General features: G+C 61.2%; 12 protein-coding genes and 1 pseudogene. 6 read left to right on the top strand and 7 right to left on the bottom strand.

Annotation, left to right across the window (positions count from 1 at the left end):
- Positions 1-448: 448 nt before the first annotated feature.
- From BLL38_RS06885 to BLL38_RS06900, 3 genes are all read right to left on the bottom strand, one after another.
- Positions 449-1,774 carry a sigma-54-dependent transcriptional regulator gene (locus tag BLL38_RS06885; RefSeq protein WP_076961876.1) on the bottom strand — a complete coding sequence of 442 codons (1,326 nt, stop codon included), beginning with the start codon at positions 1,772-1,774 and terminating at the stop codon, positions 449-451.
- On the bottom strand, positions 1,759-3,534 hold the full coding sequence (locus tag BLL38_RS06890; RefSeq protein WP_076961877.1) for an ATP-binding protein: 1,776 nt from the start codon (positions 3,532-3,534) through the stop codon (positions 1,759-1,761). Before BLL38_RS06890 ends, BLL38_RS06885 begins: the two co-directional genes overlap by 16 nt.
- Positions 3,535-3,746: 212 nt before the next feature.
- Complete coding sequence (locus BLL38_RS06900) at positions 3,747-5,270, bottom strand: fumarate hydratase (RefSeq protein WP_076961879.1); 1,524 nt, start codon at positions 5,268-5,270, stop codon at positions 3,747-3,749.
- A 256-nt stretch (positions 5,271-5,526) separates the two neighbouring features.
- Between BLL38_RS06900 and BLL38_RS06905 the strand changes: the two genes are divergently transcribed.
- Together BLL38_RS06905 and BLL38_RS06910 are read left to right on the top strand one after the other, a co-directional pair.
- The gene (locus BLL38_RS06905) at positions 5,527-6,459 is read left to right on the top strand and encodes an iron-sulfur-binding ferredoxin reductase (RefSeq protein ID WP_076961880.1); all 933 of its coding nucleotides are present in this window, start codon (positions 5,527-5,529) and stop codon (positions 6,457-6,459) included.
- 28 nt (positions 6,460-6,487) lie between these two features.
- A complete protein-coding gene (locus tag BLL38_RS06910; RefSeq protein ID WP_076961881.1) occupies positions 6,488-7,237 on the top strand; it encodes an enoyl-CoA hydratase in 750 nt (249 codons plus the stop codon).
- Between the two features lie 179 nt (positions 7,238-7,416).
- Here the strand turns inward: BLL38_RS06910 and pyk are convergent, their stop codons facing one another.
- Positions 7,417-8,868 carry a pyruvate kinase gene (gene pyk / locus BLL38_RS06915; protein ID WP_076961882.1) on the bottom strand — a complete coding sequence of 484 codons (1,452 nt, stop codon included), beginning with the start codon at positions 8,866-8,868 and terminating at the stop codon, positions 7,417-7,419.
- A 175-nt stretch (positions 8,869-9,043) separates the two neighbouring features.
- On the opposite strand from pyk, the gene BLL38_RS06920 reads away from it, so the two are divergent.
- Both BLL38_RS06920 and BLL38_RS06925 read left to right on the top strand, forming a co-directional pair.
- Complete coding sequence (locus tag BLL38_RS06920) at positions 9,044-9,418, top strand: tol-pal system YbgF family protein (protein WP_076961883.1); 375 nt, start codon at positions 9,044-9,046, stop codon at positions 9,416-9,418.
- Between the two features lie 233 nt (positions 9,419-9,651).
- Positions 9,652-10,011, top strand: a complete 360-nt coding sequence (locus tag BLL38_RS06925) for a PilZ domain-containing protein (RefSeq protein ID WP_076961950.1) — start codon at positions 9,652-9,654, stop codon at positions 10,009-10,011.
- 13 nt (positions 10,012-10,024) lie between these two features.
- Here the strand turns inward: BLL38_RS06925 and BLL38_RS06930 are convergent, their stop codons facing one another.
- Together BLL38_RS06930 and BLL38_RS06935 are read right to left on the bottom strand one after the other, a co-directional pair.
- Positions 10,025-11,356, bottom strand: coding sequence for a DUF58 domain-containing protein (locus BLL38_RS06930; RefSeq protein WP_076961884.1), 1,332 nt, complete (start codon positions 11,354-11,356; stop codon positions 10,025-10,027).
- Positions 11,357-11,363: 7 nt separating this feature from the next.
- Positions 11,364-12,356: an AAA family ATPase gene (locus tag BLL38_RS06935; protein WP_076961885.1), complete on the bottom strand. Its 993-nt coding sequence runs from the start codon at positions 12,354-12,356 to the stop codon at positions 11,364-11,366.
- A gap of 878 nt (positions 12,357-13,234) precedes the next feature.
- On the opposite strand from BLL38_RS06935, the gene BLL38_RS06945 reads away from it, so the two are divergent.
- Entirely contained in the window at positions 13,235-13,870 is a 636-nt protein-coding gene (locus tag BLL38_RS06945) for a lytic polysaccharide monooxygenase auxiliary activity family 9 protein (RefSeq protein ID WP_076961887.1), read from the top strand.
- Between the two features lie 40 nt (positions 13,871-13,910).
- Positions 13,911-14,912 (top strand): annotated as a pseudogene (locus BLL38_RS06950) (chitinase); the annotation flags it as partial.
- A 336-nt stretch (positions 14,913-15,248) separates the two neighbouring features.
- Here BLL38_RS06950 and BLL38_RS31845 read toward each other — a convergent pair.
- Entirely contained in the window at positions 15,249-15,380 is a 132-nt protein-coding gene (locus BLL38_RS31845; protein WP_428839098.1) for a hypothetical protein, read from the bottom strand.
- Between the last annotated feature and the right edge of the window lie 60 nt (positions 15,381-15,440).

Genomic DNA, 15,440 nt, shown 5'->3' on the forward strand with positions numbered 1-15,440 from the left:
CGGAAAATCGCTGATGGTTTTTTGCTTATGAGCGGAAATCCGCCGACGCTGATCGTACCCACGCTCTGCGTGGGAACGCTTCCTGTGACGCTCTGCGTCACGGACGCGGAGCGTCCTGGGCTGCATTCCCACGCGGAGCGTGGGAACGATCGGGTTAGAGAAAGGTTTCCCGGGTCAGGCCATGGCGCTGCATCTTTGATCGTACCCACGCTCTGCGTGGGAACGCTTCCTGTGACGCTCTGCGTCACGGACGCGGAGCGTCCTGGGCTGCATTCCCACGCGGAGCGTGGGAACGATCGGGTTAGAGAAAGGTTTCCCGGGTCAGGCCATGGCGCTGCATCTTTGATCGTACCCACGCTCTGCGTGGGAACGCTTCCTGTGACGCTCTGCGTCACGGACGCGGAGCGTCCTGGGCTGCATTCCCACGCGGAGCGTGGGAACGATCGGGTTAGAGAAAGGCTTCCCGGGTCAGGCCATGGCGCTGCATCTTTTCATTGAAGGTACGCCGTGGCAGTTGCAACTCGGCCAGCACCGCCTTGATATCGCCCTTGTGCCGGGTCAGCGCGGCTTTGAGGCAATGGGCCTCGAACGCTTCCTGCTGCGCCGCCAGGGATTGCCCGGCTTCGATACCTTCCGGCTCCGGCTCGCCCAGGCCCAGCACCTGGCGTTCGGCAACGTTGGCCAGTTCGCGCACGTTACCGGGCCAGTCATGGCTGAGCAGCCGCCCCAGCTGCGGCCCGCTGAGGGGCGCGGCCTCGCGGCCCAGGCGTTCGGCGGCGCCCTGGGTAAAGTGCTCGAACAGCAGCGGGATATCTTCGCGGCGCTCACGTAGCGGCGGCAGGCGCAGTTGCGCCACGGTCAGGCGGTAGGCCAGGTCTTCGCGAAAACGCCCGGCACGGGCTTCGTCCAGCAGGTCGGGCTTGGTCGCGGCGATGATGCGCAGGTCGACCTTGATGCTCTGGTTCGAGCCCAGGCGCTCCAGCTTCTGTTCCTGCAACACCCGCAGCAGCTTCACCTGCTGGGCCAGGGGCATGCTTTCGATCTCATCGAGAAACAGCGTACCGCCGTCGGCGTACTCCAGCTTGCCGATCCGCTTGCCCTGGGCGCCGGTGAAGGCGCCGCTTTCATGGCCGAACAGTTCGGCTTCAAACAGTTGCTCGGGAATCGCCGCACAGTTGAGCGCGACAAACGGCTTCTTCGCCCGGGGCCCGAAGTCATGCAGGCAACGGGCGACCAGTTCCTTGCCGCTGCCGGTCTCGCCGCGGATCAGTACGTTGACCGGCAAGGCCGCAAGGTCCAGCACCTGGCGTCGCAGGTTCTGCAGGCTGCGCGACACCCCGAGCAGGCTTGACTCCAGTTTGGCCCGATGATCGGCCTGTTGGTGCAGGCGGCGGTTTTCCAGGATCAGCCCGCGCTTGTCCAGGGCCCGGCGCAGGCTGGCGAGCAGGGCGTCGGGGCTGAAGGGCTTTTCCAGGAAGTCGTAGGCCCCGTCGCGCATGGCTTCGACGGCCATGGGCACGTCGCCATGACCGGTCAGCAGGATCACCGGCAGGTCGCCATCGCGCCGTTGCACCTCGGCCAGCAGCTCCAGGCCGCTGAGGCCCGGCATGCGCACATCGCTGAGAATCACCCCGGGAAAATCCCTGGGCAGGTGGGCCAGGCAGTCCTCGGCACGGCTGAACAGCTGCACGGCGAACCCGGAGAGGCTCAGCCACTGTTCCACGGCCGTGCGGATGCTGGCCTCGTCATCCACCACGATCACTGCGTTGAGCATAGGTCCGGCGCCTCCAGCGCGATGGGCAGGGTCAGGGTAAAGACGGCGCCGTCGTCCTGATTGGCAGCACTCAGACGCCCGCCCAGTTCATGCACGATAGCGTACGACACCGCCAACCCGAGCCCGAGCCCGTCACCCACCGGCTTGGTGGTGAAGAACGGGTCGAACACATTGTTCAGGTGTTCCTCGGCAATGCCGCCGCCGCTGTCACTGACGCTCAGGTGCCACAGTTGTTGATCGGCATGCAGGCGGATTTCCAGGCGTTTGCGCGGCTTGTTGGCCATGGCATCCAGGGCATTGCGTAGCAGGTTGATCAGCACTTGTTCCAGGCGGATGGCATCGCCGCGCACCCAGGCCGGGCGGGTCAGGTCGAGCACGGTGCCGATGGCTTCGTCGCGCAGGCGCGCGTCGAGCAAGTGCAGGGACTGATCGACCACGGTCGCCAGGTCCAGGCGTTCGCGTAGGCCGCTGGGGCTTTTACGGGCGAAGGTTTTCAGATGGCCAGTGAGGGCAGCCATGCGGGTGAGCATGTCGTCCAACGGCGTCAGCGCCTGGTAGGCGTCATCGATGCGCCCGTGATCGAGCAACAGGCGCAAGGTGGCCAGTTGCATGCGCTGGGCGGTCAGTGGCTGGTTGATTTCATGGGCCAGGGCCGCAGACATCTGCCCCAGCGCCGCCAGCTTGGCCGATTGCACCAGGCCATCCTGGGCGGTGCGCAAGGCGCGGGTGCGTTCCTCCACCAGGCGCTCCAGTTCTTCGCGGCTACGCTGGCGCAAACGGGCCAGGCGCCAGCGCTGGCTGAGGAACAGCACCAGGAACACCAGGGTCAACCACAGGCCTGCTGCGGCGAGGCCGGCGTTGCGCTGGTCTTCAAAGGCCACCTGAGGCTTGCGCAGCAGGTGCAGGGTCCAGCCTTCGGCTTTGAGGGGCAGGGATTCCCAGATGTAGTCGGCGTTGCCTTCGGGCCCGGCCACGCGCATCAGATGGCTGTTTTCGTCAAAACGCTGCAGGGTCTGGGTGTCCAGGGGCAGCAGTTGTTTTTTGTCGTATTGACGGGTGGCCTGCAGTTCGGCGTGGTCGTTGGCCGACAACGGGCGCAGGTTGCGGTATCGCCATCCGGGTTTATTGGCGATAAACACAATGCCCCGGGCATCGCTGACCAGCAGCAGGTCATCGCCCTGGGCCCATTCGCGCTCCAGCTCCGGGAACTCCAGTTTCACCACCATGGCGCCGAGAAACTGCTCCTGCTCATCCAGCACCGCGCTGGAGAGGAAGTACCCCGGAATCCCGGTGGTCACCCCCACCGCATAAAAGCGCCCGGTGCCCTGGCTGCGGGTCTGGCTGAAATAGGGGCGAAACGCATAGTTGTGGCCGACATAGCTGCTGGGCAGGCGCCAGTTGCTGGCCGCCACGGCCAGGCCGGTGCGGTCCATCAACTCCAGGGTCGACGACTGCGCGGCACCGTTGATGCGTTCCAGTTTATGGTTGAGCACGTCCTGGGTTGCCGGATCCAGCGGGCCTTTCAGGGCGCGGATCATTTCCGAGTCCAGGGCCAGCACGGCGGGCAGGGCGCGGTAACGTTCAATCAGGGTGTGCAGGGAGTTGGCATACAGCGCCAACTGCTGGTTCGCGCGGCCGGCGTCGTCCACCAGGGCCTGGCGTTCAGCCTGGCGCATGGCGAGGGCGGCGGCCAGGACGGCGCCGGCGATAATCAGCAGGGAGTAGAAGGTCAAACGCAATGGGCGAGGGATCGCGATCATACGAGAATGAACAGCTGCAGTAGGGGGCGAGCACCATAACATGCGCAGTACTTGTGGCGAGTGAGCTTGTGTGGGAGCAGGCTTGCCCGCGATAGCATCACCTTGGTGTTACTGAGACACCGAGGCGCCTGCATCGCGGGCAAGCCCGCTCCCACAAAAAAAGGCGACTGTGGCATGCAGCCACAGTCGCCTTTATCTCTGCAGGAGGGGGCTTACTGCACTTCTACCGCCAGGCTCTCACTGATCTTTTGCTGCCAGATAGCAGGACCGGTGATGTGGACCGACTCGCCCTTGCTGTCGACGGCAACAGTGACCGGCATGTCCTTGACGTCAAACTCGTAGATCGCTTCCATGCCCAGTTCGGCGAAGGCCACCACGCGCGACTGCTTGATCGCTTGCGCCACCAGGTAAGCCGCGCCGCCCACGGCCATCAGGTACACGGCCTTGTGGTCCTTGATCGCTTCGATGGCGGTCGGGCCGCGCTCGGATTTGCCGATCATGCCCAACAGGCCGGTTTGTTCGAGGATCTGGCGGGTGAACTTGTCCATCCGCGTAGCAGTGGTCGGGCCAGCCGGGCCAACCACTTCTTCGCGCACCGGATCGACCGGGCCGACGTAGTAGATGAAACGACCCTTGAGGTCCACCGGCAGGGTTTCACCCTTGTTCAGCATCTCGACCATGCGCTTGTGCGCCGCGTCGCGACCGGTGAGCATCTTGCCATTGAGCAGTACGGTTTCGCCCGGTTTCCAGCTTTGTACGTCTTGCGGGGTCAGGGTGTCGAGGTTGACGCGGCGCGCCGACGGGCCGGCTTCCCAGACGATTTGCGGGTACGCGTCCAGCGGTGGCGCTTCGAGCGAGGCCGGACCGGAACCGTCGAGCACGAAGTGCGCGTGACGGGTGGCGGCGCAGTTGGGGATCATGCACACCGGCAGGGAGGCGGCGTGGGTCGGGTAATCCATGATCTTCACGTCGAGCACGGTGGTCAGGCCACCCAGGCCCTGGGCGCCGATCCCCAGTTGGTTGACCTTCTCGAACAGCTCCAGGCGCATCTCTTCGATACGGTTGGAGGGGCCGCGCTTTTTCAGCTCGTGGATGTCGATGGATTCCATCAACACTTCCTTGGCCATGACGGCGGCTTTCTCGGCGGTGCCGCCGATACCAATACCGAGCATGCCCGGTGGGCACCAGCCGGCGCCCATGGTCGGTACGGTCTTGAGCACCCAGTCGACGATGGAGTCGGACGGGTTGAGCATGGCCATTTTCGACTTGTTCTCGGAACCACCGCCCTTGGCGGCCACGTCCACTTCCACGGTGTTACCCGGGACGATGGAGTAGTGGATCACGGCCGGGGTGTTGTCCTTGGTGTTTTTGCGCGCGCCGGCCGGGTCGGCGAGGATCGAGGCGCGCAGGACATTTTCCGGCAGGTTGTAGGCGCGACGCACGCCTTCGTTGATCATGTCGTCCAGGCCCATGGTGGCGCCATCCCAGCGCACATCCATACCCACGCGCACGAACACGGTGACGATCCCGGTGTCCTGGCAGATCGGGCGGTGGCCGGTGGCACACATGCGCGAGTTGATCAGGATCTGCGCCATGGAGTCACGGGCAGCCGGCGATTCTTCGCGCAGGTAGGCCTCGTGCATCGCCTGGATGAAGTCAACGGGGTGGTAGTAGGAAATGAATTGCAGGGCGTCGGCAACGCTCTGAATCAGGTCGTCTTGCTTGATCACGGTCATGAGTCGCGCTCCTCTATAAGGGAACATTCAATAAAGGTGGCTTCAGATGGGGGTATCGGTCGCTGAAGCCACCTTTTCCAAGGCACGCCGGGTAGTGCTGGCGCGACGCTAAAAAGGCGCGGCAGTATAACCCGGTGCGATGGCCGATACACCCGACGATGGTCAAACTCTACCGATTGCGAACCGGCAGGCGCCGACCAGCCGGCGCCTATAAAAAGCAGTTACAGTGATCGTACATTTTGATTCGAGAGCTTTCATGCCTGAACTGCACGTCGGCGAACGCCAGTGGTCGGTCGCCACCGGCAGCAATCTGCTGGACGCCTTGAACCAGGCCGGTGTGGCCGTGCCCTACAGTTGCCGGGCGGGCAGTTGCCATGCCTGCCTGGTGCGTTGTCGGGGCGAGGTCGAGGACAAGCAACCCGACGCCCTGAGCCCGGCCCAGCGCCAGGACGGCTGGCGCCTGGCCTGCCAATGCCAGGTCACGGGCGATGTGCAGGTTGAAGCCTTTGATCCCTTGCGCGACGGCACGGCGGCAACGGTGCTGGGCACAGACTGGTTGAGCCCGACGGTGTTGCGCCTGCGCCTGCAACCGGAACGTGGGCTGCGTTACCGGGCCGGCCAGCACTTGGTGTTGTGGGCCGGCGCGGTGGCGCGGCCTTATTCCCTGGCCAGCCTGCCCCAGGACGATCCGTTCCTGGAATTCCACCTCGATTGTCGCTTGCCCGGCGAGTTCAGCGATCTTGCCCGGCAGCTACAGGCCGGTGATCAGCTACGCCTGGGGGAGTTGCGCGGCGGGGCGTTGCACTATGATCCTGACTGGCAAGCCCGGCCATTGTGGCTGCTGGCATCCGGCACCGGCCTGGGCCCGTTGTGGGGGGTGTTGCGCGAAGCCCTGCGCCAGGACCACCAGGGCGCCATCCGCGTGATTCACCTGGCCCATGAGACGGGCGGCCATTATCTGGCCGAGCCCCTGGCCCAGCTCGTGACCAGCCATGGCAACCTCACCGTCGAGTTGTGGACGGCGGCGCAGTTGGCCGGTGCTTTGGCGCAACTGCGGCTTGTTTCCCGGCAAACCCTGGCCTTACTCTGCGGGCACCCCAGCAGTGTCGAGGCCTTTTCCAAGCGCCTGTTCCTGGCTGGCTTGCCGCGTAATCAACTGCTGGCCGATGTGTTCCTGCCCCGTGGTTGAACGCTGATGTCTACCTGCGAGACTCACCATGACCGACGCCATTTTGCTGGAACGTGACCGTGGACTGCTGATCCTGCAGTTCAACCGCCCCGACAAGAAAAATGCCCTGACCCGTGCCATGTACTACCAGTTGGCCGAGGCGTTGGAGCAGGCTGATGCCGATAACACGGTCAATGCGGTGCTGATCCAGGGCAGCTGCGAGTGTTTTACCGCCGGCAACGACATTGGCGACTTCTTGCAACAACCGCCCACGGACCTGGACAGCCCACAGTTCCTCTTCATGAAAAGCTTGCTTAATTGTCGCAAACCGGTGATTGCCGGCGTGGCCGGCGCTGCGGTGGGCATTGGCACCACGCTGTTGCTGCATTGCGACCTGGTGTATGTCAGCCGTGATGCCCGGTTGCGCATGCCGTTCGTCAACCTGGGGCTGTGCCCGGAATTTGGCTCCAGCCTGATCCTGCCGCGCTTGCTCGGGCATGCGAAAGCCGCTGAGTTGTTGCTGTTGGGCGAAGGGTTCAGCGGGGAGCAGGCTGCGCAGTGGGGGATTGCGACACAAGCGCTGGACAGCGGCGAAGCCGCCTTGGCCAAGGCGCGGGAGGTGGCCGAGCGTTTCGAGACTCTGGCGCCGGGGGCAGTACAAATCAGCAAGCAGTTGATGAAAAACGTCGACCGCGAGCAGTTGCGCCAGGTGATTGAGGCGGAGGGTGCATTGTTTACCCAAAGGTTGCGGTCGCCGGAGGCGATTGCGGCGTTGTCGGGGTTTATTGCCCGGCGCTGAAACTGAAGTGGCTGGACTGACGCTATCGCGGGCAAGCCCTCTCCCACATGGGAATGCATTTCAACTGTGGGAGCGGGCTTGCCCGCGATAGCGCCAATCCAGCCACCCCAACACCATGATCTGAAATGCAAAAAGCCCCGGCACTCACATGCCAGGGCTTTTGTTCTTCAGCAGGTCACTCAGACCATCTTGTCGCCAACGTGCAGGATCTTCATGCCGTTGGTGCCACCAATGGTGTGGTAGCTGTCACCCTTGGTCAGGATCACCCAATCGCCTTTCTCTACCACACCACGCTTGAGCAGCTCGTCGATGGCAGCCTGGCTGACTTGCTCGGGCGGCAGCGACGCCGGGTCGAACGGTACGGTGTAGACGCCACGGAACATGGCCGCGCGGGCCTGGGTTTCGCGGTGCGGGGAGAACGCGTAGATCGGGACCGAGGAACGGATACGCGACATGATCAACGGCGTGTAGCCACTTTCGGTCAGGGCGATGATCGCCTTTACACCCGGGAAGTGGTTGGCGGTGTACATGGCGGCCAGGGCGATGCTCTGGTCGCAGCTTTCAAAGACCTTGCCGATACGGTGGCTGGAGGTCTTGCTGGTCGGGTGCTTTTCCGCGCCGACACAGATACGCGCCATGGCCTGGACCGCTTCCAGCGGGTACGGGCCGGCAGCGCTTTCCGCCGAGAGCATCACGGCGTCGGTGTAGTCGAGCACGGCGTTAGCCACGTCGGACACTTCGGCACGGGTCGGCATCGGGTTCTGGATCATCGACTCCATCATCTGGGTCGCAACGATCACTGCTTTATTGTGGCGGCGTGCGTGCAGGATGATTTTTTTCTGGATGCCGATCAGTTCAGCGTCACCGATTTCCACGCCGAGGTCGCCACGGGCAACCATCACTGCATCGGACGCCTTGATCAGGCCGTCGAGGGTTTCGTCGTCGGCCACGGCTTCGGCGCGCTCGATCTTCGCTACCAGCCAGGCGGTGCCGCCGGCTTCGTCGCGCAGTTGGCGGGCGTATTCCATGTCGGCAGCGTCGCGTGGGAAGGATACGGCGAGGTAGTCCACTTCCATTTCGGCGGCGAGCTTGATGTCAGCCTTGTCTTTTTCGGTCAGGGCCGGTGCAGTCAGGCCACCACCGCGACGGTTGATGCCTTTGTGGTCGGACAGCGGGCCGCCGATGATCACAGTGCAGTTGAGCTCGGTGACGGTGGCGGTGTCGACACGCATGACCACGCGGCCGTCGTCCAGCAGCAGCTCGTCACCGACGCCGCAGTCTTTCACCAGGTCCGGGTAGTCGATACCCACGACCTGCTGGTTGCCTTCGGTCAGCGGATGGCTGGTGGAGAAGGTGAATTTGTCACCAATCTTCAGCTCGATGCGCTTGTTGGCAAATTTGGCGATACGGATTTTCGGACCTTGCAGGTCACCCAGCAGCGCGACGAAGCGGCCATGCTTGGCGGCGAGGTCACGTACCAGCTTGGCGCGAGCCTTGTGCTCGTCCGGGGTGCCGTGGGAGAAGTTCAGACGGGCAACGTCCAGGCCAGCCAGAATCAGCTGTTCGAGGACTTCCGGCGAGTTACTGGCCGGGCCAAGGGTGGCGACGATTTTGGTACGACGGACGGACATGCACGGACTCCTGAGTTCTAGCGCTGGGGAAGGCTACTATGCTCTTTGGCTGTAGTCATTGTTCGTTTGCACTACTTATTGTCGATTCGCCTGTTTTCAGTCTATGGCGCTGGACGAACAACCTTGAAGATTTTCGCCCAAGGGTCGATACACTGCTCAAGACAGGAGAACACCCATGCGAGTTTTGATCATTGCTGCCCTGGCCGTCAGTGTTGTCGGCTGTACCCGTTGGTCGATGGACCATCATTTGAACAATGCCTACCGTGCCTACAATGTGGGTGACTGCGAACGGGTCACGCTGGAGTTGTCCCAGGTCGACCGTGAAAGCCGGTCCCGTCGCTACGTACAACCGGAAGTCTCGATGCTGCGTGGGCAGTGCCTGGAGCGGCAGAAGCTATTTGTGGATGCAGTACAGACCTATCAGTTCATCATCAGCCAGTACCCTTCGAGCGAATACGCGTACCGTGCTCGCGCCCGCCTGGATACGCTGCAACAGCTGGGGCACTACCCGGGTGCAAGCACGGCACGAGCGCGGCCAGCAGCCTTATGATGGCATTTATCATTTCATAGCTGGCCTCTTGCCAGAGTTGGGCTATTCTTTGAATGTCTGTTTGTACAACTTTCAATTCAAACAGATACAAAGCCCGACTTCGGCGCAGGTAAGTGACAGGGCAGAAGCTGCTGTTGCACCGCGATTCGGGGCGCGAAGGGTCGTTGCTGGCAGCGCTGCGGTCCGAATCACAGGGGCGGCCTGAGTCATGACTATTGGACGGCGATCTCATCATGTTTAAGGACCGACGGATTGAACGGCACCAGTTGCCCTGTTTTCTACAGGTGTTCAACCGCTTCACGGACAAACCCATCGGTTACCTGGGCAACATCTCCAATGAAGGACTGATGCTGGTCAGTCAATTACCCATGATGGTCGACGTGGATTTTGAGCTGCGCTTGAAAATCCCCGGACCGGAGGGGGCAGTGCATGCCGTTGACTTCACTGCCACCTGCCTGTGGAGCCGTGAAGATATCAACCCCCAGCATTACGATTCGGGGTTCATCCTGTTGCAGGCGCCCGCCGAGTACGGGCAACTGATCGTTGCTCTGGTGCAGTACTTCAGCTTTGACCCCTTACAGGCTTCGGCCTAGGGTCATGTGCCCTTCATAACACGCCGGCTTTTTTCCAGCCCAGGTAACGGGTTACCAGGTCGGCGCCCAGTTCGGACGGATGAGCATCCAGTACCGCCAGGCCCTGCGCCTTCAGGCGATCATGGAGTTCTTCCCGGGCATTGAGGTAGTCGACGCTGCCACAGTAGGCCAGCGCTTCAGGCAGGGTTTGCACGGGTGCCTGGCGCAATTGATCCAGCACTTCCTCGCGCAGGCTTGCCACCAACACCCGGTGCTGGCGGCTGATGCGCTTGACCGCCGTCAGCAGATCCTCATCGTCCTCATCCCGCAGATTGGTCACCACAATCACCAGGCCCCGGCGCTTCTGGCGGGCCAGCAGTTGGTTGGCCGCGGCCTGGTAGTCGGCCGCGCGCCGGGTGGTGTCCAGGTCGTATACGGCGTTGAGCAGCTGGTTCAACTGGCCACTGCCCTTGACCGGTGCCAGGTAGCGCGGCTGGTCGCAGGCGAAGGTACACAGGCCCACGGCATCGCCCTGGCGCAAGGCCACGTAGCTGAGCAGCAGGCAGGCGTTGAGGGCGTGGTCGAAATGGGACAGTTCGCCGTCCTGGCTGCGCATCCGTCGGCCGCAATCGAGCATGAAGACAATCTGTTGGTCGCGTTCATCCTGGTATTCCCGGGCGATCGGCGTACGTTGTCGTGCCGTGGCCTTCCAGTCGATCTGGCGCAGGCTGTCGCCCTCGCGAAATTCCCGCAGTTGGTGAAACTCCAGGCCCAGGCCACGCCGTTGGCGCTGACGCACACCCAGTTGGCTGAGCCAGTTGTCCACTGCCAGTAACTGGGCACCGTACAGGCGGGCAAAATCTGGATAGACCCGGGTGGCATCCTTGGCCGGCACCTGGCGTTTTGCGGTCCATAACCCAAGCGGGCTGGGCAGGTGCACCTCGCAGCGCTCAAAGCTGAAATGCCCACGGCTCAAGGGGCGCAGGCGGTAACCCAGCGTGCTGTGTTCGCCGGGGTGCAGGGCGATGGACTGCGGCAGGTTCTGCACGCTCAAACCGTCCGGCACGTGATCAAACACTTCCAGGGCCAGTGGCTGTGGATAGTCGTGCTCCAGGGTGATCCTCACCTCGCTCCAGCGCCCCAAGGCCAGGCTGCCTGGCATTTGCCGCCGCAGGCGTGGCGAGGGGCGGCGCTTCAGGCGGGCGGCGTCGAGCAATGCCAGCAAGAACAGCGCCAGGAGCAGGCCCCAGGCTACGGAGTGCAGGGCGGCCGGCACGTTGAGTTGCAGGGCCATGGCCGTTCCGAGGGCGATGTTCAGGCCCAACAACACCGCGAGCCAGGTTAGCAACAGGCGAGTGGGTCTCATGGGCAGGTCACTGGCGTGGCGCCGGCACTTGGTCGAGCAACTGGGTCAGTACCTGATCCACCTCCAGGCCCTCGATATCCAGCTCCGGGGCGATACGTACCCGATGGCGCAACACCGCCAGCGCGCAGCCTTTGATGTCGTCCGGGGTCACGAATTCGCCGCCACGCAGCAAGGCGCGGGCGCGGGCACCACGGACCAGGGCAATGGAGGCGCGAGGCCCGGCACCCAAGGCCAGGCCGGGCCAGGTCCGGGTGGTGCGGGCCAGGCGCACGGCGTAGTCGAGTACCTGCTCATCCAGGGGCAGCTCACTGGCGACCTGCTGCAACAGCAAGACGTCATCAGCCTGTAGCACAGTGCGCAGAGGCTGTACGTCGAGCATGTCGGCGCGGGATGAGCGGGTCACTTCGCGTACCATTTCCAGCTCCTGCCGGGCCTCGGGGTAGTCCATGCGCACCTTGAGCATGAACCGGTCGAGCTCGGCCTCCGGTAGCGGGTAGGTGCCTTCCTGTTCGATAGGGTTTTGGGTGGCCAGCACCATAAAGGGCTGGCCGATGGGCAGGGCTTCGCCTTCGAGGGTGACCTGGCGCTCCTGCATGGCTTCGAGCAGGGCGGCCTGGGTTTTTGCCGGGGCCCGGTTGATCTCGTCCGCCAGCAGCAAGTGGGTGAACAACGGCCCCTTGCGCAGCTTGAACTGTTCGGTATGCAAGTCGTACACGGCATGCCCGGTCACATCACTGGGCATCAGGTCCGGGGTGAACTGGATGCGTGCGAAGTCGCCGTCAAAGCAGCGGGCGAGGGCACGCACCAGTAAGGTTTTACCCAGGCCGGGAACGCCTTCGAGCAGCACATGGCCGCCGGCGATCAGCGCGGTCAGTACGTCATCGATCACGGCATCCTGGCCAATCACCGCCTTGCGCAACTCGGTGCGCAGCGCCTGGGCCAACTGGGTGGCTCGCCCGGTGTCGAGGGTGTTGGATACGTCCACTGGAGAGTCGCTCATTGGTTCTGGAGCCTTGCTAACGGTTACATGTAGTTTATCGTCCATAAGTCAGTCACTTACCTAATCTAACTGTTTCTAAAATTTTTTACGCGTGGAACGAGTGTGTGACTACCAAGCTGCCCCGTAGCAAGTCTTCGGCAACCTCCTCCTTTGTGCGTTCGTCTGAAGTGGAGGTTAGGCCATGATGGCAATCATGTTTGTAGGTAGTGATCCTATCCTTCAGAAGAACGAACTCCGGAACTGGGGCTATGCCATCGCGAACAAAAGTGGCTTCGATAGTCAGTAGCCTAACGACATGGACTCAAAAGGTAAGCCGAATTTTATCTCATCCGATTTCGATCTCTTCAACACCAGCGTCCGTCAGCAACTGATAGAGCTCGGAGGCATTCCGTCTTGCACCTCGATGCGGACAGAACATAAAAATTGCGCGTTGCTTGGCGCGACAGGGCGACTGGCTGGCATTACGTTGCCGAGCACGCTCGCCGCTTTGGTCGCGACCAACTGATCTGCGATTCCTGGCATTACCTGATGCTTTGAGGAAGCGATAAAGCCGATTCCAAAACTGCATCGCCCCACTGCTATCCCGCGCGCCCAGACCAATGCTTCATCCCATGCAAATGGCCATCCCTTACGAACGGGATAAGGCGATTTACGAGAGAGACTGTGTTGATTTGCGCCTAGTTTTGTAGGAAATCGACCTTTAGTCGCGTAGGTTATTTCCATAATACTGGTTTTATATCCAGTATTTTCAGGTCGGTGCTCTCATGAAACGAAAATGAGTGAAAAATGGGCCTGTGGAAAAAAAAAGTAACTCCGTTAGTTTGAAGTCCTCTCCTTCAAGAAAGGAGAGTTCTTAATCAATCTCAATGGAGTAACACATGAACAAACCACAAACCCAGACACCTCTTCGCCATGGTCGTGTCACGTCCCCTTCCAGCCGTGGCGCAGTCGCCGTGGATCTCGGCCTGTTGGCTACCTGGCAGGTCAATGAAATGGAAGGCGGCAAGAACTTCCCGGCATTGGTTGCCGGTCCGTTCCCGGCGCCTTATCAAACCGACAGTGACAGCGTCACCCCACCAGCCGACGGCTTCATCCTCAGCGGCGGCAAGACCGATGCCCGTGACTGCATCAACTTCACCAACGAGGAAATGGCCAAGAAACTCAACCGCGCCTTCACCTGGCCGCTGCTCAATGTCGACCCGGGTCAGACCTTCAAGGTCACCTGGGAATACACCGCAGCGCATACCACCCGTGGCTATCGCTGGCTGATCACCAAGGATGGCTGGGATCCGAAACAGCGCATTACCCGTGCACAACTGGAAACCCAGCCGTTCGCCGAAGACTTCTATACCCAGGTGCCGTACTACAGCCATGCAGGGGAACTGAAGGCCAAGGTCAATCACGAAGTGAAACTGCCGGCTAACAAAAAGGGCCAGCATGTGATCGTGTTGATGTGGATCGTCGCCAACACTGGCAACGCCTTTTATCAAGCCTTCGACGTGGACTTCAAATAAGCCCGCGCCGTTAAACCCACACGTTCTGAAGGATTAGAACATGTCAAAGATTGACTTTACCTTACTGAAATCACCGCTGAGCGATGCTGCTTCGCTGATGCCGAGCATTGCCGGCAAAAAGATCCTCATGGGCTTCTGGCACAACTGGCCTGCCGGCCCAAGCGACGGCTACCAGCGTGGCCAGTTCGCCAACATGAACCTGGTCGACGTACCAAGGGATTACAGCGTGGTGGCCGTGGCCTTCATGAAGGGCAACGGTATCCCAACCTTCAAGCCGTACAACCTGTCCGACGCCGAGTTCCGCCGCCAGGTGGGCGTGCTGAACAGCCAGGGCAGAGCGGTGTTGATTTCCCTTGGCGGCGCCGATGCGCACATCGAGCTGCATAAAGGCAACGAACAACCACTGGCCAACGAGATTATCCGCCTGGTGGAAACCTATGGCTTTGATGGCCTGGATATCGATCTTGAACAGAGCGCGATTGATTTCGCCGACAACAAGACTGTCCTGCCCGCCGCGTTGAAACTGGTCAAGGACCACTACGCAGGTGAAGGCAAACACTTCATCATCAGTATGGCGCCGGAGTTTCCGTACCTGACCACTGCCGGCAAATACGTCGGTTACATCCAGGCGCTGGAAGGCTATTACGACTTCATCGCCCCGCAATATTACAACCAGGGTGGCGACGGGATCTGGGTGCAAGAGGTCAACAACGGCAACGGCGCCTGGATTGCCCAGAACAACGACGCGATGAAAGAGGATTTCCTGTTTTACCTGACCGAAAGTCTGGTGAGCGGAACGCGCGGGTTTACCAAGATCCCAGCGGACAAGTTCGTCATTGGCCTCCCCGCCAACGTCGACGCGGCCGCCACCGGTTATGTGATCAACCCCACAGCCGTGACCAATGCATTCAAGCGTTTGTACGACAAAGGCGTGTCGATCAAGGGCCTGATGACCTGGTCGGTAAATTGGGACAACGGGACCAGCAAAGACCACGTGCCCTACAACTGGGAATTCAGCAGCCGTTATGGGCCGATGATCAACGGCACTCATCTCTCTGGCCTCGGGCAGGATGAGGCGGATCTTGAAGTCGCCAATCGGCAGTAGCTCAAAGAGGCATCTGGCAGACGTGTCTGATGTCAAGCAGCTGTGCTTATGATCTGACTGTTGGCTTTATGAAATAAAATCCGGTGCCTGTTCGGGCATCGGATTTTTTGTGTCACGCTTAAATCTACATCCAGCTTTCTATGAATTTGCTTTGCCCGTTTCTGTTGGCATTCCTGAGGGCTGTTCCCGTTTCTATCTAAGTCATTGATATATATGAACAAGATCGTATCGTTATAGTTCTCACCCCCCCAATACGAGCTTGCAATGCCCCGATTACTGTTCAGTGATGAGCATTGGTCGAAGCTGCGGGAAATTCTGCTGCACAAGGCCATCTACAACAAGCGTGAACCCCGCATAGGGCTGCCCGGCAATTACGAAATCCTCAGTAGCCCACACAAGCTCCATCTGCCGTCTCCTGCACTGAACAGATACCCATTGCTCATTACCAAGACCTATGGGCTTCTA

The sequence above is a fragment of the Pseudomonas gessardii genome (assembly GCF_001983165.1).
Classification (GTDB): domain Bacteria; phylum Pseudomonadota; class Gammaproteobacteria; order Pseudomonadales; family Pseudomonadaceae; genus Aquipseudomonas; species Aquipseudomonas gessardii.